Annotated in this window: 19 protein-coding genes; 2 read left to right on the top strand and 17 right to left on the bottom strand. The window is 62.0% G+C overall.

The genetic code is table 11. From position 1 onward, the window contains the following. The first annotated feature begins 139 nt into the window (after nucleotides 1-139). Nucleotides 140-853 carry a hypothetical protein gene (locus DIE11_RS17475; RefSeq protein ID WP_124625869.1) on the top strand — a complete coding sequence of 238 codons (714 nt, stop codon included), beginning with the start codon at nucleotides 140-142 and terminating at the stop codon, nucleotides 851-853. A gap of 69 nt (nucleotides 854-922) precedes the next feature. Further along, nucleotides 923-1813 carry an oxidoreductase gene (locus tag DIE11_RS17480; RefSeq protein ID WP_409364572.1) on the top strand — a complete coding sequence of 297 codons (891 nt, stop codon included), beginning with the start codon at nucleotides 923-925 and terminating at the stop codon, nucleotides 1811-1813. Between the two features lie 209 nt (nucleotides 1814-2022). Here DIE11_RS17480 and DIE11_RS17485 read toward each other — a convergent pair whose 3' ends face one another. The 17 genes from DIE11_RS17485 to DIE11_RS17565 form a co-directional block, all read right to left on the bottom strand. Continuing rightward, the gene (locus DIE11_RS17485; protein WP_124625871.1) at nucleotides 2023-4290 is read right to left on the bottom strand and encodes a DEAD/DEAH box helicase family protein; all 2268 of its coding nucleotides are present in this window, start codon (nucleotides 4288-4290) and stop codon (nucleotides 2023-2025) included. 87 nt (nucleotides 4291-4377) lie between these two features. Continuing rightward, nucleotides 4378-4701, bottom strand: a complete 324-nt coding sequence (locus DIE11_RS17490) for a hypothetical protein (RefSeq protein ID WP_124625874.1) — start codon at nucleotides 4699-4701, stop codon at nucleotides 4378-4380. An 81-nt stretch (nucleotides 4702-4782) separates the two neighbouring features. Further along, nucleotides 4783-5100, bottom strand: coding sequence for a hypothetical protein (locus tag DIE11_RS17495; protein WP_124625876.1), 318 nt, complete (start codon nucleotides 5098-5100; stop codon nucleotides 4783-4785). A 98-nt stretch (nucleotides 5101-5198) separates the two neighbouring features. Continuing rightward, on the bottom strand, nucleotides 5199-6308 hold the full coding sequence (locus tag DIE11_RS17500) for a DUF6094 domain-containing protein (protein WP_124625878.1): 1110 nt from the start codon (nucleotides 6306-6308) through the stop codon (nucleotides 5199-5201). A 61-nt stretch (nucleotides 6309-6369) separates the two neighbouring features. Then, on the bottom strand, nucleotides 6370-7011 hold the full coding sequence (locus tag DIE11_RS17505) for a hypothetical protein (protein WP_124625880.1): 642 nt from the start codon (nucleotides 7009-7011) through the stop codon (nucleotides 6370-6372). Nucleotides 7012-7128: 117 nt separating this feature from the next. Then, nucleotides 7129-7743, bottom strand: a complete 615-nt coding sequence (locus DIE11_RS17510; protein WP_124625882.1) for a DUF3275 family protein — start codon at nucleotides 7741-7743, stop codon at nucleotides 7129-7131. 96 nt (nucleotides 7744-7839) lie between these two features. Further along, the gene (locus DIE11_RS17515) at nucleotides 7840-8403 is read right to left on the bottom strand and encodes an STY4534 family ICE replication protein (RefSeq protein WP_124625884.1); all 564 of its coding nucleotides are present in this window, start codon (nucleotides 8401-8403) and stop codon (nucleotides 7840-7842) included. Nucleotides 8404-8755: 352 nt separating this feature from the next. Next, on the bottom strand, nucleotides 8756-9073 hold the full coding sequence (locus DIE11_RS17520) for a hypothetical protein (protein ID WP_124625886.1): 318 nt from the start codon (nucleotides 9071-9073) through the stop codon (nucleotides 8756-8758). 504 nt (nucleotides 9074-9577) lie between these two features. Next, complete coding sequence (locus DIE11_RS17525) at nucleotides 9578-9964, bottom strand: hypothetical protein (protein WP_124625888.1); 387 nt, start codon at nucleotides 9962-9964, stop codon at nucleotides 9578-9580. A gap of 34 nt (nucleotides 9965-9998) precedes the next feature. Beyond that, the gene (locus DIE11_RS17530) at nucleotides 9999-10217 is read right to left on the bottom strand and encodes a hypothetical protein (RefSeq protein ID WP_124625890.1); all 219 of its coding nucleotides are present in this window, start codon (nucleotides 10215-10217) and stop codon (nucleotides 9999-10001) included. A 296-nt stretch (nucleotides 10218-10513) separates the two neighbouring features. Next, nucleotides 10514-10867 (bottom strand): DUF3085 domain-containing protein, encoded by a 354-nt coding sequence (locus DIE11_RS17535; RefSeq protein ID WP_409364573.1) that lies wholly within the window; start codon nucleotides 10865-10867, stop codon nucleotides 10514-10516. Between the two features lie 62 nt (nucleotides 10868-10929). Then, nucleotides 10930-11730, bottom strand: a complete 801-nt coding sequence (locus DIE11_RS17540) for a GTPase (RefSeq protein ID WP_124625892.1) — start codon at nucleotides 11728-11730, stop codon at nucleotides 10930-10932. Nucleotides 11731-12009: 279 nt separating this feature from the next. Then, complete coding sequence (locus DIE11_RS17545; RefSeq protein WP_124625894.1) at nucleotides 12010-12738, bottom strand: ABC transporter substrate-binding protein; 729 nt, start codon at nucleotides 12736-12738, stop codon at nucleotides 12010-12012. 86 nt (nucleotides 12739-12824) lie between these two features. Continuing rightward, nucleotides 12825-13502 carry a hypothetical protein gene (locus tag DIE11_RS17550; RefSeq protein WP_124625896.1) on the bottom strand — a complete coding sequence of 226 codons (678 nt, stop codon included), beginning with the start codon at nucleotides 13500-13502 and terminating at the stop codon, nucleotides 12825-12827. Nucleotides 13503-13613: 111 nt separating this feature from the next. Continuing rightward, on the bottom strand, nucleotides 13614-14006 hold the full coding sequence (locus DIE11_RS17555) for a hypothetical protein (RefSeq protein WP_124625897.1): 393 nt from the start codon (nucleotides 14004-14006) through the stop codon (nucleotides 13614-13616). 410 nt (nucleotides 14007-14416) lie between these two features. Further along, on the bottom strand, nucleotides 14417-14974 hold the full coding sequence (locus DIE11_RS17560; protein WP_124625899.1) for a hypothetical protein: 558 nt from the start codon (nucleotides 14972-14974) through the stop codon (nucleotides 14417-14419). A gap of 250 nt (nucleotides 14975-15224) precedes the next feature. Next, the gene (locus tag DIE11_RS17565) at nucleotides 15225-16784 is read right to left on the bottom strand and encodes a DNA cytosine methyltransferase (RefSeq protein ID WP_124625901.1); all 1560 of its coding nucleotides are present in this window, start codon (nucleotides 16782-16784) and stop codon (nucleotides 15225-15227) included. Nucleotides 16785-16925 lie beyond the last annotated feature (141 nt).

Here is a 16925-nt window from a genome sequence, read left to right on the forward strand (position 1 = left end):
GGCCAGCGATGCCGGGCCCGCGCGCGTATCGTTGAACAGCGGCGAGTCGAGTGGGTGCCTTGCGCGCCAGCGCAGCACAGATGCGCCATTGAATCGTCCACGGGGGAGCACCATGCGGTGTGATAGCTGCCATCAAAAAATGCAAAAAGTTGACCGGCGCACGGAACTGGCGGAGTTAGACGATGAGGCTACCGACGGCCAGATGGCGGATTACCTCGCTGCGGAGGAATCGGGTGACTACGGTGCATGGGGCATCGGGATCGTGGAGTATGAGTGCCGCCGATGCAACCGCATCTTTCAAGTCATGACGGACGAGCTGCAAAGCTACGATCCCTTGATTCTCGGCTGGCACGAGAAAGCCAAGGAGGGTGACTATTTTTCCCGCTTCGTTTTCGAGTATCTGGCGTTTTGCGCGCTGCTAAAAAACAAGCTTTTCATTGCGATCGACAGCGATCGAAGAGCGATACAGGCGCTCAAGCGAGACGAGGGGCGAAAAAAAACTTATCTCGCAGCCATTGCCGGGGATGAAGCTTTGTTCAAGCTCTGGCAAGCGGTGATCAACGAGCTCGGCCAGATGCCTCTGCTCAACAGCTCCCGCGACCTCGATCATCCAGAAATTGACGCGTGGTGGAACAACACGAGCGACGATATCGCGAGGGCCGAGAACGCGCCCAAGGGCGTTGTCCTATCTCTGGCGGATTGGGGGAATATGGTCGAATTTTGGTACGGTATCCGAAATAACTTATTTCATGGTGGAAAATCTCCGACCATTCAACGCGATTGTTTCCTGGTCGAGCACGCGTATCTGACCTTGAGGGCTTTTGTGGCGGCCGAAATCGCCGGCATGGCGTAGTTACTGAAATTTGCCCAAAGAGCGGCCCTGCATGGTCGTTGGTAACGCATGGATGAGGCAGGTATATCGATGTCTGAACACTCCACGATTGTCCTCATTGGTCCCGGAGCGATTGGAACGACCGTGGCGGCGGCGCTTCACGAGGCCGGCCGCAGTCCGATGCTTTGCGGTCGCTCTGGATGGGAATGTCTGACGCTGCGCTTCGATGGTGGGCACATCGTTGTGCCGGGGCCGGTGCATACGGTTCCCGCGCACATCAAAAACACGGTCGACCTGGTTTTCGTCGCGGTCAAGTCCACACAGCTAGAGGCGGCCGCGCCGTGGCTTTCCGCCTTGTGCGATGCGAAGACCGTCGTGTGCGTGCTGCAGAACGGCGTTGAACAAGAGACACAGGTTGCCCCCTATGTGGCCGGTGCCACCGTACTACCGTCGGTGGTATGGTTTCCCGCGCAACGTGAGGCGAACGCCTCGGTGTGGCTACGTGGCAAACCGCGCCTGACTCTGCCCGACATACCGGCAGCCGATCGGGTGTGCTCGGCGTTGCGCGATACGCTGTGCTCGGTCGAGGTGGTCACGGATTTCACGTCTGTCGCATGGCGAAAATTGCTACAAAACGCTGTCGCGGGCTTGATGGTGCTCACGGGTCGCCGCGCCGGTATGTTCTCGCGCGATGACATCGCCCGGCTATCCCTTGCTTACCTGCGAGAATCGCTGGCGGTTGCCCGAGCCGAGGGCGCCGCGCTTGGCGACGAAGTACCCCAAGAGATCCTCGATGGTTTTCAGCGTTCCCCAGCCGACCTGGGTACCTCCATCCTCGCCGACCGTCAAGCCGGCCGCCCGTTGGAATGGGATATTCGTAACGGCGTCGTACAACGGTACGGTCAGCGTCACGGCATCCCGACGCCGATCAGCGACATAGTGGTTTCACTTCTGGCCGCCGCGAGCGACGGGCCAGGGTGAAATGGCCTATCGGCAGGCGATGGTCGCGGTGTCGATGTCGATGGCCACGCGATGAACGCGGGCATATCGGCGGTGTCCGTCGCCTTGCGACATGTCGCCACGATGTGACGAGGGCTCGTGCCATGCCACCTTGCCTCGTGATGGAGGTGTCGATGGTTGGTAAGAAAAGGAAAGGCCGGCGTCCCGGAAAGGACGCCGGCATGGGTGGGTTACGCCGCGACCAGTTGCCGGGCCAGGGCGACTTCGACGGAATCACCGTCCTGATTCAGAATGTCCAGGCCGGATTCGGGCACGTCTCCCGACGTGCTTTGCGACACCATGATCTTCTTGGCCATCAGCCCCAGGCAGGTCATCTGCGAAGAGTTGGCATAGCCGAGATAGATCACTTTCACCGCAAGCTTCTGGCCAATGCGCCAGGATCGGCGGGCCGCCTGCTGCAACGAATATACGTTGTAGCCTGACTGCATGAACACGATCGTTGGAAATTCCAGCAGGTCCAGTCCCGTTTTCACCAGTTCCGGATTGGTGACAAGGACATCGATGCCACGATCCAGCTGCTCGGCAATCCAGTCCTCGCGTCGGGAAGCGTCCACGCTTGCGCGCAGTACCGCGACCTTCAGACCTTCCTGTTCGAGCAGGACCTTCAGGCGCGAGGTGGTGTCGCGCGTGCCTGTGTAGACGGAATAGACCAGCGTCTTGCGACCTTCAGCCTTCTCCTGCTTGCAGATCGCCAGCAGCTCGCGTTCTTTCGGCATGACCTCCAGATCACTGAACTGGGCGGGCACGAAGGCCAGTCCTTCACGCGTCCGAGGATGCTTCACCGACTCCGAACGAAAACACGTGTCAGGCCAGGCCAGCAGCACATTGAGGACCACGCCGAGCAAGGTCGTATCGCGTTTCGCGAGCGCCTGTTTCAGATGCATCGTCAACGTACTCGACAGGTCCCGATAGGCTTTCGCCTGCTCCGGTGCCATGGCGACCTCGCGAAATTCCTCGTCGTACGGCGGCAGGACGTTGCCACCGATATCCTTGAGCTTGAGGAAGACCGTGAACGGCAGGACGCACCGCAACACGCCCTTGGGACCAAACCCCGGCGCCTTGACGGTGCGCACCGTGATCTTGGAACCCTTCGCCGTCTTGTGCGCCGTGCCCTTGCTCTCGGAGTAGATGTCCTTCAATACGCCGTGATCGCGCATGAACGCCATCGCCGCCGACGTCATGCTGCCGCTCTTCGTCGGCCGGTAGCCGTCTTCGATCATCCGTCCTGGGAGGGCACGGAACAGCAGGTAGAAGAGATCATCGCCGTAGCCGCCCATCAGCGTGCCGGTGAGCAGCAGCGTTTTGCGCGCCTTGGCTGCGAGCACCCCCATGGCCTGGCCCTGCGCCGAGCCACCGTTCTTGTACTCATGCGCTTCGTCAGCGATAAGCAGGTCGAAGGTGCCTTGAGGCAGGTAACGTTTGATGAACTCGGAGGGCTGGTAGCCACCCTCACCGAAGCCGAACTCCATACTTGCCATCGCGCGTTCCATGCGATGGGCCTGACGGTCGGAAAACACGAGTTCGCCGCTGTCGTCCATCAAGTTGATGAACTCGTGGATGTTGTCGCCGAGCATCGAAGCGAGGAACGCATCACCGAATTTCTGCATCAGCTTCTGCGCGGTGACTTCCCCGATCGTTGGAATACGCTTCAACGCCCTGAGCACAGCGGTTGACTGGTCCGATGCCGAAAGTTCGCGTGGCCGCATCAGCGTCCACAACGCGGCGCCGCAGCGGCCGCACCAACGGCGACTTTCTTCGGCATCGAGATCGACTGGATTGAGCGGCTCGCCGTCGTCGTCGGTGATGAGCTGGCCGCAGTCGGGACAGGTGGCCGCGAAGCCTTCACGCGTCCGACGCGGACTGTAGATCGGCTTCCAGTGAAAGCCCATCCGCATCCGCACGCGCCCCAGGACAAAGAACTCCTGACCCTGGGCCGGCACGCCGAGCTGCTCGCGCAGCTTCATCAGTTTGACCAGCGTGTCGGGGCCGTTGAGTATCCAGACCTTGGCGTTGGCCACAGTCTCCTGGATCTCCCGACGCCATTTGTAGACCAGATGCGGCGGGGAGAGGACGAGGGTGCGGCGGTACCCTTCGGTATGGAGGACGGCGGCGGTGGCGATGCCCACGGTCGTCTTGCCGCAGCCCATCTCGCCATTGACGATAGCAGCACGTTCGTCGCGATCAATCAGCAGTTCGGTGACGGCGTGAACTACTTCGGCCTGTGCCGGGAACAGCTTGCGCTTCAGGCCATCGATGACCTGTTGCCGGTGAGAATGTGGCTGGCCGTCGTAGACCGGTGGGTTGGCGCGATTGAGGGATTCGAGCAGATCGTCGCCGAACTCGGCGACGAAGTCCGTCAGTCCCATCGTGAGAGGGGATGAAGCGGCGTCCAGCAGGTCGCCTCGCGCCGCATCCTGGTCGATCAGTTCGGTGGTCATGGTGCGCTCCTGAAAAAGCGGGGTACGCACCGCACCCGCTGGGGCGATGGCATGCCCCAGGGTGGGAAGGAATTCGGACGAACGGTGTTACGGAAGCACCGGTTCGTCGTCGAGCCGCAGTGAGGTCGCACTGCGATCGGCTTCAGTGACAATGCAAAGGTGCCGGCCGCCGGCGATGTCGTACCGCGAGACCAGGCGTCCGTGTTCGTGCAGGGCGACGTCGTTGTGCTTTCGCATGGCATCGTCGACGACGCCCCAGTCGCCCTGGAGGTGATGGGTCAGGTGCAGGGCGGCAAAGAGCCGCCCTTGCTGTTCAAGTTCGATGACCCCCTGACTGAAGTGCACCGCACCAGGGAGGAAGCGATAAGCGTTGATGGCGACCAGCAGGGCGCCGCTGCGGACGGTAAGCATGGGGAGATGCTCCACGTAAGAGGCACGTCCCCACGGGGAAATCGTGCCCCAAGGGTTAGGTGTATGGTCGGCGAATCGTGATCAGTCGTCCTCGCATTCGTCGGGTAATTGCACGATCGTCATGTCGCGATTTCGGGTGGTCACGACCCAGAGCGTGATATCTGGCGTGACCTTGTAGAGGGAGAGCAGGGGAAGTCGATCGCCGCTCAGTGCTGCGTCGTTGATTCGACGAAGGGAGTCGGTTGCTTCGCCCCAGTCGCCGCGAGCGTGGCGCTGAAAGTACGGCCAGGGATCGAGCCGACCTTGGTCTATCAGGCGGTTAACGCCTTCGGTGAAAATGAGTGCGCCTATCTTGAATAACGGTGATGGAACCTTTGCGTGACAATTTTCAGGTGCCATGGCTATCTCCGGAGAAAAGCGGAGTCCGGCACCCGGGCGGGGCGACATGACCCCGTAGGTGAGCAAAAGGCGGTGGTGGACCGCCCGAAGGTGCGATATCAACGAATGACGACGATCTCGCCGTGCGTCGGTGAGCCAGGGGTCATGTCCCACGCGCGGATGATGGGAACGAATCGATCGGTGAGGATGCGTGTTTCCGCGATCGAGCCGTCATCCCGTTCCGTGAATTCCGTGCGCAGGGTCTTCTCCTTGTGCGTGTCACCCTTCACGGCCAGTACGCGGCCGGTCCGGGACGTCACGACGCCAGAGATCGCACCCGCCGCGAGGGCCAGCGCGAGATGCCAGTGTGATAACGCGCGTGCCGGCGGCCGCAGGGATTGCTGGGCCGCACCGAGGTGCACATCGAACATGGGCCAATTGCCCTGCAGCCGATGGACTTCATCGGCGAACTGAGCGGGGTCGAGCGTGACGCGGAAAAAATCCTCCGGCTCGTTGACGCTTGCCGGTACGACGTAGGGCTGAAACGGCCAGGCCTCGGGCAGTTCCTCGGCTTCCTGCTCACCGCGGCCCACCTGCAGCAGGCATTCGCGCGCGGCGCGTGCGGGGTTGCCTGTTTGGTCACGCTGGCGGGTCCGTCGACCGAAGATAACGACCTGCTTGAACTTCGTTTCGACGGAGCGATAGACGCGCACCTCGATGAAGTGGCGGGTCAGCCAGCCGACCAGCTCGTCGTCCAGGGTGTACGACGGCACGATGAAGATCAGGACACCGCCGTATTGCAGCAGTGGCAACGTGCGTTGATAGAACAGCTTTTCCAGCCGCGGGCGGCCGTGCCCCTGATAGCCGATGTTGCCGTCGGCGTCACGGGACAGATCGCCGTAGGGTGGATTGAGCCAGAGTAGCCCAAAGGTCTGCCGGGTGATGATGGTGTCCATCAGGTCGCCGTGAATGCAGTGGTCGACCAGCGGACGGGCGTGGTTTGCCCGCTCGACATCGTATTCGACGGCGTACGCACGGACGCTGTCGCGTCCGAGCGCGTGCGCTGCCTCCGCGATGGCGACACCTTCACCCGCGCAGGGATCGAGGATGCACATGGAGCCGCTTGCGGGAGCGAGTGCGGACAGCGTTCGCTCCAGTGTCGGTTCGTCCGTGGGGAAATAGCCGTTCTTGACGAAGTTGCGCGCAAGGCGCGGAAACATGAGGGCCATGGTGACCTCCTGCGAAAAAATTAGAAGTGGACACGCGTGGGGGTGCGTGTCGGGGATGCCCTTATGCCGCGCGTCGCAGTGACGTGCGGGACTCTGGGAGGGACGGCGACGCGGCCAGGTCCTGCTGGCGGATCAGCTTGCCGAGGGCCTGTGTGATCGCGGGCACGTCGATGGCGAGCCGGTATCCGTCGAGCGGACCGAGGGCGGTGGGAAGTCGGTTCAGCATGTGCCGATCACGTAATTCGCCCAGCACGGTGTCGCGCCAGTGATCCAGCAGGGGCAACGGGCACGTGTCGCGTACCAGTCGCCAGAGCCGGTCGATCTCGTGGTCGTGCCCGCGGGGGAGGAGTGCGAGCGCGCTGGCGTTGGCCTGGTCAGGTTTCACGCAGCGTTGGTCGAAGAGCCACAGGTGAACCAGCGAGCCGAACAACGTTCGACGGAAGGAGCGACCGCTGCATTTCTGGAGCCGGTCAACCTGACCGACGAAGACCTGCAGGGCGCCGCCGCCCGTCTGTAGATGGAACTGCTCCAGGCCGCTTTCGGCGGGGCCCAGGGTGAGTCGAGCCAGAAACGCCTGGGTGGCGGTATCACGGCCCCAAACAGACAGGAAGACCAGGTTGCCGCTTTCGTCGCCGATGTAGGCGTCAGCCATGAGGTCAGGGCATTCGTCGATGGGATACAGCGCATGAGAGGGGGCAGGCATGATGACGTCCTCGATACGGTGAGGGGCAGCACCGCCCGCAGGGGCAGCCGGTGCCCCGATTGGGAAGAGAGAATGCGGATCAGGGTGATCGATCCGCTCGAGTTGATTCAGTTGCGCTCAGGCTGCGGCGAGATGCCAATCCTGTGACCGCGGCGCGAATTCGTACCCGATGACTCCGAGACGGTCGCACTGCTCACGCAGGCGGCGGCGGTCGACGGTCGTATCGAGCTTGACGATCTCACCGAGCGGCCAGAGGTGGCCGAAAAGCAGCTCGTCCTCCGCATCGGTCGACGCATCCGATGATGTCTCGACCGGTGTTTCACCGAACGGTGTGGTATCAACCAGCGGATCGCGCCGATGGCGGGTTTTCGTCTTGGCTTCGACCGAGGGCATCGCCGGGCGCGGTGCTTGCGCTTCTTCATCAATCGGATCGACTTCCTGCGGACTCAGCCGGCGAGCCTCTTCACCCGTCAGTGCGTCGATAGTGGAGAGGGTCATCCCAGCCAGAAGGGCCCGAATTTCGATGACCATGCGGCCACCGTTGGCCATGTAAGTCGCTGGACGGATTTCGGCAATGGCAAAGTCGCCGTCGTATTTGCCTTCGCGATACTGATCGAGTTCGGCATTCTTGACGACGAATTCGCCAATCGATGTCGCAAGACGGCCAACGTTGAAGTCACCGTTACGACCGTGGATGGTTTTGATGGCCAGTTGGCCGGGCATACTGATCATGGAAGACTCCTGCATGCAGGCGCGTCCATGCCACCGACGTGAACGTCGGCGGCATGTGGTCGCGAGGATAAGGAAAGGGCCCGGTGAGGCCGCTGATTAGAACGATTGGCCGACGGCGTGTCTGGTGTCGGCGATCTCGCTCGTGTCGTCGGCTTCGCCGTCGCTGGCTTGCAACGATGCGTCCATGGGGATGGCGGCGGCCGTCGGTGCAGCCTCGGGCGGTTGCGCGTGAACGTGCGCGTCGCTTTCGTCGGTGGGAACCGCTTTCGGTTCGGCCTTGTAGACCAGTTTGCCGTCGATCTTGATCCAGCCGATGTAGAGCAGGCGGGCCTTCAAACTGACACCGGTCTTACCGGCGCGGTCTCCCTTGGTGTACACGAACGTGTCCGGCCAGAGGTCACCGAGCCGCACGAAAGCCAACACCTTTTTCTCGGCATCCACCGCGTCCTTGCAGCGTCGCACGAGATGTTCGGCATCGCCGCCGACAACGTTGGTATCGAAGCGAAGGTAGTCAGGTTTGTCGCTTGAACCCTTCAGAATATTGACGTCAACTGCCCAGAACGGTTTGCCTTTCTTCGGCCTTACCTCGCGAATGCGGTTGAAGTAGCCGATGCCGGTGGTATGCAGGTCGAAATAGGTGCTTTCGCTGGATGAGGACATGGTGGACTCCCGGGAAGAACGCGGAGACACACCAGGCCCCAGGCGGGAGGTGTGGAACCCCCGCATGGGTGGATAGAGATGGCATCCTCGTCGATGATCTGACGACGTTCGCGCATGGGATGCCGGTGCGAACAGGGCGGATCAATGCGGTCGAGACCGCACCGTAGCCTTGAGATCCGGGCTACCTGGGCATGTTGCTGACGAGCGTCAGCGGAACATGCGTTCAGCGTGAGTCAGCGAAACGGCGACATACAGTGAGAATGGGTGGGCGACGCTTCCCGGTTTTCCGCTGAGTGGCATCTCGACATGACGGTCTCATGCGAATCTCCCCCAGGAGATTCGCACGGGTTTGTTACGAGTCTTGCGTGCTTTCCCGGCGAGCGGGAAGGTCTAAAAACCGAGGGTTTGAAATGGCGGCCAAGGTCTCTTCGGCCGAGGCATCGCCTTCCCAGTGGCCGTCGTAGAAGGCGCTGCGATCGAAGTCGGAACAGCTGTCAATATCGATGCATGGCGTCCCATCGTGGCAGTACGCCCAGCACAGATCCTGAGAATCGGGATGGAACAAGGCAACGGTGTCCGGACTGGTAATCAGTGCTTTGCCCGGGTTGGCCGCGAGCAATGTGCGATAGCGAGCAAGCACGTCTTCGTAGCTGAGCCATTGAGTGGACATGGCGATGACCTCGTGGTTGGCGTAGGAATAACAGCGCACGCGGCTCTTTGCCGTGATGACGCTGCGGGACATAGGGAGTAGAAAAAAAGACCCCCTCATGCGAGGGGGAAAGGGGGTGCGGAAAACGCGCTGATGCTTCCGGGGTGAAACGAGGACTGCCACCAGGGGAGGTTCAACCCGTCGTCGGGACGGTGGCCGTATGCCGGGCAAATCCTCGCGGCACCGATGTATGGTGCGCGCCTGTCATGCGGGCGGCAGCGAACAATCCGTTGTCCGGCAAGACCGATTATGGTGATCGGCACAAGGGGAGGTCGGCGCGTCATGCGCTTGGTGGGCATCGGGCTTTGTCGTGCGCCTGGTCTCTTCGCTGCGAGCCGAATGGATCGCGGAATGTGGAGCGATGCGCCATCCGGTGCGTGGCATGGGAAACCTTCATACCCATGAAAAGGAAAGAGGCGTGGTCCCTTGCGGACACACGCCTATGAAAGGAAACACCAGGGTCTTTCACACTGCGCAAAGCATGAGTCGTGCGATGACCCGGCGCAGGTGGCGACGCATCTGCGTGATGGTCATGAGGTGCTGAACGCCAGCGCGTTGCAGCAGCGCTGCGCCCTGTGCAAGATCGTAGAAGCAGACGAGAACGGCAGCCAGTTGCTGCTGCTCCTCCGAGAGCGCGTCGAATCCGTTGCGGATCGCGCCCACGTTCGGGCGTAGGTCGCGAGGGTCCACAGCGTCATTGACGCCTTGCGCGGTACCATCGCCGAAGAGATGGGAGCCGACGAGCTCGACGGCGTGGCGCCAGGTAAAAAAGAACTGGAAGTGCGACGGTTTCATCCCTTTGTCGAGAGGGACGACGGCATCGAGAACATCTTCCTCCAAAAGATCAGACATGGCCGAGAACTCCTGGGTGGTGAAGTGGCGATATTTACGGCGTGATGCGTTGCGTCCACGTGCCATTGTGCAAGGCCGTTTCTGCCGCAGACCGCGAGCGAAAATATTCAATTGATTCACGTGAAACAGGCTGATGATTTTCTGAAGTGCCCAAGTAGTAACCGTTGGCACTCCGTAGAATTTCAAGAGGCAATTCGCGACCTAAATAAAGCCATGCGAGTTTGCCGATCGAGGGATGTTTATCGGACGACATGTTGCCTCCTTTGAAGGGAAAATGCAGGGCAGAGAAATGGGCATCGTCGCGTAGGGGCGATCGTTCGCAGAGGATGCGAGGCGAACTTGATGATCTATGCAGCAACGCTGCACGTGGACTTGAAGATCGTGTCCACCTGGGCGACTGCTGGTGAAACCAGCGAGAGCTTTGAGAAGCGTCCACGATGGCGCGCGTGGAAGCGATCCAAAATCGACTTCGCGGGTATGCCGCATTTGATCGTGATAGGGACGCAGAGCGTGATGACAAAAAAGCCCCCCAAATTGGGGGGCTACGTCTCAGTGCTGTGGCGGCACCAACTCCAGGACAAATTCGTCGATGGTGGCGGAAACAACCAGGTCGTCCCGACCCGTCAGGATGCGGGTGAAGAGGGCGGACGTGGGGTCAAAACTCTCGGCCGAATCGTCTCCGCCCATTTCACGGTGGGCAAGGTCGTACCACTGTTCGAACGGATCGATGGCCGGGTTACAGCCCACGGCATAGGCGAGGTGTTTCGTTGACCCGTTCGGCAAGCGTTCGCCACGAGCCGGCATGAAATAGACGCCGCGATCCTTGACGAGGAATATTTCGCATTGTTTAGCCAGCGCATCCACCAGCACCCGGCGCATGTCGGCGTTCTTGAATCGAAGCATGATAGGACTCCGGAAAAGTGGGGAGATCGCTCTCGCCGAAGCGAGCGCGATTGCTGAAGGGGTCAGTGCGTAGTTCGCTTTCCCGGGCCGCTTATGATGTCGACGTGGATGCGCCGCCATTGACCGTCATCGATCAGGTGCTCCAGAACGGTTCCGAGGTCATCGACATACACTTCATCGTGCCGTTCGACGCATGCGCCGTGCTGACGCAGTTCGATGGCAAACACGTCCAGTCCGCGGTCATAGATCACCGCAGCACGGCCGGAAAATTTTGCGGTGCTGACGGAGAAGCTGATCTCGGGAGGCGTTCGCAGAATGTCTGCGGAGATGGGGTCGACGAGTTCGAAGTCGCGGGCGTTGGCGTCAACGAGCAGATGCACGATCCGGCGGAAGCGATCCGGTGCGGGCAGTTGCTCGAGCTGCTGGACCAGATCATGCAGCTCGGGACATTGCGGGCGGGCCACAGGCAGCTTGGTGTGCGGCGTGCCGAGGATCATCGATGTCACGGTGTATGGCTGGCCGTCTGCCGTGTGGCGTGTCGATTCCTCGGGGGTATCTGCGCGCAGCCCGTCAAAGCGCCGGCGCGCGTACGGTGAGACATGTACGGTCGCACCGATGGCCGGCTCCTGACTGGCGAGGTGGCGATCGACCACAGCAAACTGGGTACGCCCGATCTTTATCACGAGGGCGTCGGAGGTGATGGCGATGACCTTGCCTTCGAAAGGCGCTGGGTCGAGCGCAAATCCCAGCGCGTTGATGTGGGGTTGATCGTCGTAAAAGCGGTACGTGAATGCGCGGGCGTTGCTTGGCACGTGGCCTGCAACGAGGGTTGAGAGCTGCGCGGTGATGGCTGAGCGATCCATGTGAGGCTCCTGAAAAAATGCCAGGGAGCCGCACCCACAAGGGAGGGCATCCCTTGGGCGGTCGATGAAATGACGCTGACGCGTCGAGCATGAAGATGACCAGTGCGAGGCGTCGCACCGTAGCCTTGAAGATCGCGGCTACCTGGGGAGCCGAATGAAAATCGGCATGTCCGCGACGGAGGGTGATGAGTGCGACGGCTCACGTCGCGAGTGAATGCGCCCTCGGGTGCGCCCCATTGACACAAAAAAAGCGGCCCGAAGGCCGCTGGTGGGGTAGATTCAATGGGAGGTGTCCCAGTTGTGTTGCCTCAGCCCGTCAAGGGCGGGGGCATCGGGATCAAAGACCAGGATGCGCACGTCGGCCTGGCCGGCGAGGTCAAGGAGTTCCGTCAACGCGTCGGGGACGACGTGGTGCGACTTCTCGAAGGGCCAGGCCTGTCTCGCTTGTCGCTCGGTGAGCGGCAGCTCGTTGTGGGGCCATGGTGTGCCGATCAGCTTGACGCCCACAGAGGAAGACCCAGGAATCTGGAAGGCCTCGAAAAGAGGTCGGTGTGCGACCTTGGCGTGGGCCATCTGGAGGAGATAGTCGTACGCCTGCTCGGTAAGATGGCGGATGCTGATTTCCCAGCACCGGCTGAAAAAGCCTGTGTCGAACCGTAGGCGGCGCACCACTTCCTGGGCGTGCCCTTCGGTGGCGGTGTCGCCCACGTGAAGCGTTCTTCCCCCCAGGTCTTCCGCCATCACGGCGTAGACCACGCGATGTACCGTGCCGTCACCCCGGCACTCGTCATCGAGCGCCGGTGCGACGTCCTGTCCTTCTGTCACGACCGCAAAGGTATCGTTGAAGATGCACGGAAAACGCTCCACGGCGCTATCGGGAAGATGTGACTGGCTTGGATGCAGTGTTCGCCACACCGGCGGCCAGTCGCTATCGTGGATGATGCATATCGAACGGGTGATCCGTAGATGCTGATAGCCGCGTTCGAACGGATTACGTGGATTGGACATAGGGGCTCCATGAAACGGTCGCTGGAGTCCGCTTCCCCTGCGGGATGGCTCCGGCAGGGGGCTAGGAAGAGAGATTCAGGCGAGTGTCATTGCCACGACGTGGCCGTCAGCTTTTCAGCTACGCGGTGGCGCATTTGTCGCTGGAGCCCATGGTCATGAATGCTTGCGAGGAGGCCAGTCATTTCCGTAGCGATAAGCGATGCACATGTATCGATGTCGCGTGCTTGGAGCGCCTTGCGAAGATTGGCGCCAAGGGCGACGAGATCGGTGCTTGAAGCGGACAGACGCAGTTCGCGGCTGATGTAGACACCCACGCCGCCGCATCGGAACAGCTTCTGCTGGTCGTCGTTCCAACTGACTTCCAGCGTGATCGCCTGCAGGTTGTGCCCGTCGTTGAAGCGCGAGGCCAGCAGGAAGAGCCGGTCAAGGTCAGCAGGCCCATGGAAGATGCCGCACTCGATACACGCACGCCATGCATCGTCGCGTTGCACCCGGAAGTGCATGGCGAGGGCCTGGAGGATCGGCGTCATCGACTGCTTACCATCATCGTGAAACGGAACATCGAGCCGCCCGGCCAGACGTACTAGGTGCGCGTGAACGTCGGTCCACTGCGGGTCGCAATGCCGGGCGATGCGGGCGATGGAGACAAAACCGTCATCGGACCGTAGCGCGTTCAGTGCGAAGGCACCGAAGAGCGCTTCGATGACGGGGGTAACGCGATCGAGAACGAGCGTGCCGGTGGCACGGTAATCGTGCATGTGCATGAAATGCTCCTGGAGGGCAGAGCCGGTCCTGGTGGACGCGCGCATCCGCGAGAAATGACCCGTTGCGGGGAGGTGAATAGGTGGCAGGGGAAAGGTGTGGCGTGGAACGGGCTACCAGCCGACGTAGGTCAGAATCAGTGACGCGATGACCTGGCGCCGGTCGAGATCCAGGCTGTCGAGGTCGGAAAATCCCTCGAAGCCGGCGCGCTGCAAGAGGCTCCGGCTGTCGCGGCTGTTGTAGAAGCTGGTCATGGCAGCGAGAAACTTTCTCTCGCTGGGACTCATCGGGCCGAACGCCCGACGGATTAGTGGCATCCGCGGAGGAAGGTCCCATTTCGATGCGGCGCGCTCGAAACCCTCGCGGGTTCCATCGCCGAAAAAATGCACACCAGCGAGCGTGACGCCGCGCTTCCAGATCTCGAAGAACTCGTGAGGCGCCCTGGCGAAGTGCGCCTGGTCGCGATGAATGGCGGCGAAAATGTCGCTGTCGGACGATTGCTCCATGATGGCTTCCTTGTCGTGTGAGGGATGAGAGTCAACGTGCCGAGGTGGCTCGGGTCGTTGTGGACGAGTGCATGCATCGGTGCCTGGAGCGGCACGCGTCCGTGTTCGTGATGCGGAACGGACTGGTAGGTCGGCCACGTATGAAACGCGGAGCAGCCTTGAAGACCATGGCTGTCTGGGCATGTCGCTGAGATGCATCAGCGGGACATGGCGCTAACGTCGCAAAGATCGTCGCGGCGCGCGTGCGGAAATGGGCAGACGCACCAGACCGCATTGCGCGGCGCAGTGTGCTGATGTGGCATCTTTCGCGCGGCGTTGGCGGCGCATTGGTGGCCGGCTTATGGACGCGTTAGCCCATCGTGATGCGACGCTCCTCGGGAGCGTCGCTGACGGGACAGGTCACGCGCGGATCAATGGTTTGTGTCGTCCGCCATGAATTGCTTCCACACCGCGAACGCTTCTTCGGTGGGTAGCTCGTTGAGGATCACGATGGTGCCGCCAAATTTCTCGCGGATACGAGCGAAGACGACGGACTGGTTGGGATAAGCCTTGAGCTTGACGCCCTTGAGATACTTCAGCGTGCCATCCCGGACAAAAAGCGCCTTGTTGCCGATGTCCCGGTTGAAGGCGGCACGTAGTTTTCGCCCGGCGTGAAGTTCTTCCGCGAGGAGATCGACCAGGAAATCCAGGCTCATATCGAGGGCGTCGTCACTGGACGGTCCCGTGGAACCTGGGCGATTGAAGGTGTATGGCGGCAGTGTCGATGCATACGCTTCTGCTTCAGCGAGCGCCGCTTGCGCACCCGTCAAAGGGCGGAGATGGGTTGGTCCTCCAAACCCTTCGTTCCTGGCTTCGGCAATGGGTTTGCCGTCGAAGAGCACGGTAGCCGAGAAACACAAGGTTTCCTCGCTTGCGAAGTCAGCCACCTTCAGATTCTTGAGACGGATGCGTTCCTGGGTTACTGGCATGACGGCACCTCATGGTGGTGGGCGGGGCATGCGCTGCCCCGACGGGATAGCGCATGTCCGGTCGGGGTGGGTAGAAAATGCATCGACGTCGGATCGACGTTCGCCCGCGCGAGGATGCGGAGCGGGCTGGCAGGGTGCTGACAACGTCAGCCACGTGCATCGCGAGCATGGAACGATGTGGGGGCCGCATCTGGAACGAATGGGACGCGCCGACGCTCCGTATTGGAAGCAGCGTCAGCTCGGCGCGCCGCTAACGAAGGGCTGCGCACAGCCGCTGGCCGAGCCACGACAGGCAGGGCACCGCCATCGAATTGCCGATGGCCTTGTAGCGTGGCGCGTCTGCGGCAGGCTTGCCGCGATACGGTACGAGCGTGTAGTCGTCCGGCATGCCCTGAAGGCGTTCGCTCTCCACGGGCATGAGCCGGCGCACCCTCCATTGCGACCAATCGGCCTCGCCCGGCTCGCTCGGGGTGTAGCGGAAGTGCGCCTCGTAGGCCGGCGCCAGCACATGCCCCTTATCACTGCCGCCGCTGCTTGCGCGCAACGCAGGCGAAACCGCCCCGCCCAGTTCAGCGCACAGGCCGTCCTCGCGTCTCCGCAGGGAAAGGCTGACGACCATGGGCCGCCCTTGGCCGGGCTTGCCGCCGCCAGTGGAGAGTGTGCCGGCGAGCTGCCCGTGTCCGGATTCGAGCCGCAGTTCGCCGCGCGAGTTTTGTGCGAAAGCCATGGCTGGGACGACGCCTGCGTTCGCGTGGCTGGTGCGATGCCCGCCTGCACGCAGCGTCGGTGCCCGTTCCACCATCGCATCGGCACCACAACCCTGCGCGGTGAAAGCGATGATCGGCACACCCCGGCCGGTGCCGTCCTCGCCGCACCCCTTGCCGCCGTTGGCGGTGTCCAGGGTGTGGCTGATCGCGCCAGCGACCGATTGCACCAGATACGTTTCCGTGTGGAAGTCATGGCGGAAGCCGGCCTTGGCGGTCAGGCTGGCGCCGATATGAACGGGTCGACTGTTGCCTCCCGCGAACGCGATGGTGACGGGGCCGTAGGGACTTTTCAGTCCGGTATACCCGCTTGCAGCGTGAGGGCCTGATGCAGCAGCGAGGGCAGCGTCTTGCCACGGCGCGAGGCCCGGCGCAGGATGCCCGTGCAGGCCCGCTGGCTCAAAAAGTACCGCGGCGGGATCGAGGTCGTTTCGACCACTTGCGACAAGAAACACACGCTTGCGTCGTTGGGCCACGCCGAAATATTGAGCGTCGAGCACGCGCCAGGCGATGCGCCGGCGGGGACCAGCAACAAAACCTGCGTGCGTCCACGCTTTCCCTGCTGGCTCCAGTGGGCGGTCTTCGCCGGCCAGGGCGCCGAGCAGGCAACCGAAGGCGTTACCGCGATCGCTGAGGACGCCCGGGACGTTTTCCCAGACGACGGTAACAGGCGGCCGTTGGGCCTGACGACGGACTTGATCGATGGCATGGGCGAGCTCAACATAAGAAAGGGTGAGGGCGCCGCGCGGATCGGCGAGCCCGCGGCGGCCACCGGCGACACTGAACGATTGGCAGGGGGTACCACCGACAAGGATGTCGGGTGCCAGCACTTCATGACTGCGGATGCGGTCGGCAATCAGCGTCATGTCGCCGAGGTTGGTGACGTCCGGATAGTGGTGGGCGAGCACGGCACATGGGAACGGCTCGATTTCGGCGAACCAGTCGGCTTGCAGACCGAGCGGGCGCCAGGCGAGGCTGACGGCCTCGATGCCGCTGCACACGCTGCCGTAGTGCAGCGTGTCGGGTGGGGGTGAATGGCGGGGCATGGTGCTTCTCCTGTTCGTGGGCGCGGACCGGGTGGGCCACGCGGGTGTGCAAAGCAGGAGCAAGACGCCGAAGGTCACGCGGACCTCCGGCTACGACAGAGACACCACCTGCGGACTGCACCAGCGATCCGGCCGTCGTCA

Source organism: Burkholderia sp. Bp9012, from assembly GCF_003853825.1.
GTDB classification, from domain to species: Bacteria; Pseudomonadota; Gammaproteobacteria; order Burkholderiales; family Burkholderiaceae; genus Burkholderia; species Burkholderia diffusa.

Bases quoted from the DNA above. Each gene is read 5' to 3' on its own strand.
- DIE11_RS17520 (WP_124625886.1), bottom strand. From the start codon at position 9,073: ATGTCCACTCAATGGCTCAGCTACGAAGACGTGCTTGCTCGCTATCGC.
- DIE11_RS17515 (WP_124625884.1), bottom strand. From the start codon at position 8,403: ATGTCCTCATCCAGCGAAAGCACCTATTTCGACCTGCATACCACCGGC.
- DIE11_RS17485 (WP_124625871.1), bottom strand. From the start codon at position 4,290: ATGACCACCGAACTGATCGACCAGGATGCGGCGCGAGGCGACCTGCTG.
- DIE11_RS17490 (WP_124625874.1), bottom strand. From the start codon at position 4,701: ATGCTTACCGTCCGCAGCGGCGCCCTGCTGGTCGCCATCAACGCTTAT.
- DIE11_RS17550 (WP_124625896.1), bottom strand. From the start codon at position 13,502: ATGCACATGCACGATTACCGTGCCACCGGCACGCTCGTTCTCGATCGC.
- DIE11_RS17510 (WP_124625882.1), bottom strand. From the start codon at position 7,743: ATGATCAGTATGCCCGGCCAACTGGCCATCAAAACCATCCACGGTCGT.
- DIE11_RS17530 (WP_124625890.1), bottom strand. From the start codon at position 10,217: ATGTCGTCCGATAAACATCCCTCGATCGGCAAACTCGCATGGCTTTAT.
- DIE11_RS17540 (WP_124625892.1), bottom strand. From the start codon at position 11,730: ATGGATCGCTCAGCCATCACCGCGCAGCTCTCAACCCTCGTTGCAGGC.
- DIE11_RS17480 (WP_409364572.1), top strand. From the start codon at position 923: ATGTCTGAACACTCCACGATTGTCCTCATTGGTCCCGGAGCGATTGGA.
- DIE11_RS17475 (WP_124625869.1), top strand. From the start codon at position 140: ATGCAAAAAGTTGACCGGCGCACGGAACTGGCGGAGTTAGACGATGAG.
- DIE11_RS17545 (WP_124625894.1), bottom strand. From the start codon at position 12,738: ATGTCCAATCCACGTAATCCGTTCGAACGCGGCTATCAGCATCTACGG.
- DIE11_RS17560 (WP_124625899.1), bottom strand. From the start codon at position 14,974: ATGCCAGTAACCCAGGAACGCATCCGTCTCAAGAATCTGAAGGTGGCT.
- DIE11_RS17495 (WP_124625876.1), bottom strand. From the start codon at position 5,100: ATGGCACCTGAAAATTGTCACGCAAAGGTTCCATCACCGTTATTCAAG.
- DIE11_RS17500 (WP_124625878.1), bottom strand. From the start codon at position 6,308: ATGGCCCTCATGTTTCCGCGCCTTGCGCGCAACTTCGTCAAGAACGGC.
- DIE11_RS17505 (WP_124625880.1), bottom strand. From the start codon at position 7,011: ATGCCTGCCCCCTCTCATGCGCTGTATCCCATCGACGAATGCCCTGAC.
- DIE11_RS17555 (WP_124625897.1), bottom strand. From the start codon at position 14,006: ATGGAGCAATCGTCCGACAGCGACATTTTCGCCGCCATTCATCGCGAC.
- DIE11_RS17565 (WP_124625901.1), bottom strand. From the start codon at position 16,784: ATGCCCCGCCATTCACCCCCACCCGACACGCTGCACTACGGCAGCGTG.
- DIE11_RS17535 (WP_409364573.1), bottom strand. From the start codon at position 10,867: ATGCTTCGATTCAAGAACGCCGACATGCGCCGGGTGCTGGTGGATGCG.
- DIE11_RS17525 (WP_124625888.1), bottom strand. From the start codon at position 9,964: ATGTCTGATCTTTTGGAGGAAGATGTTCTCGATGCCGTCGTCCCTCTC.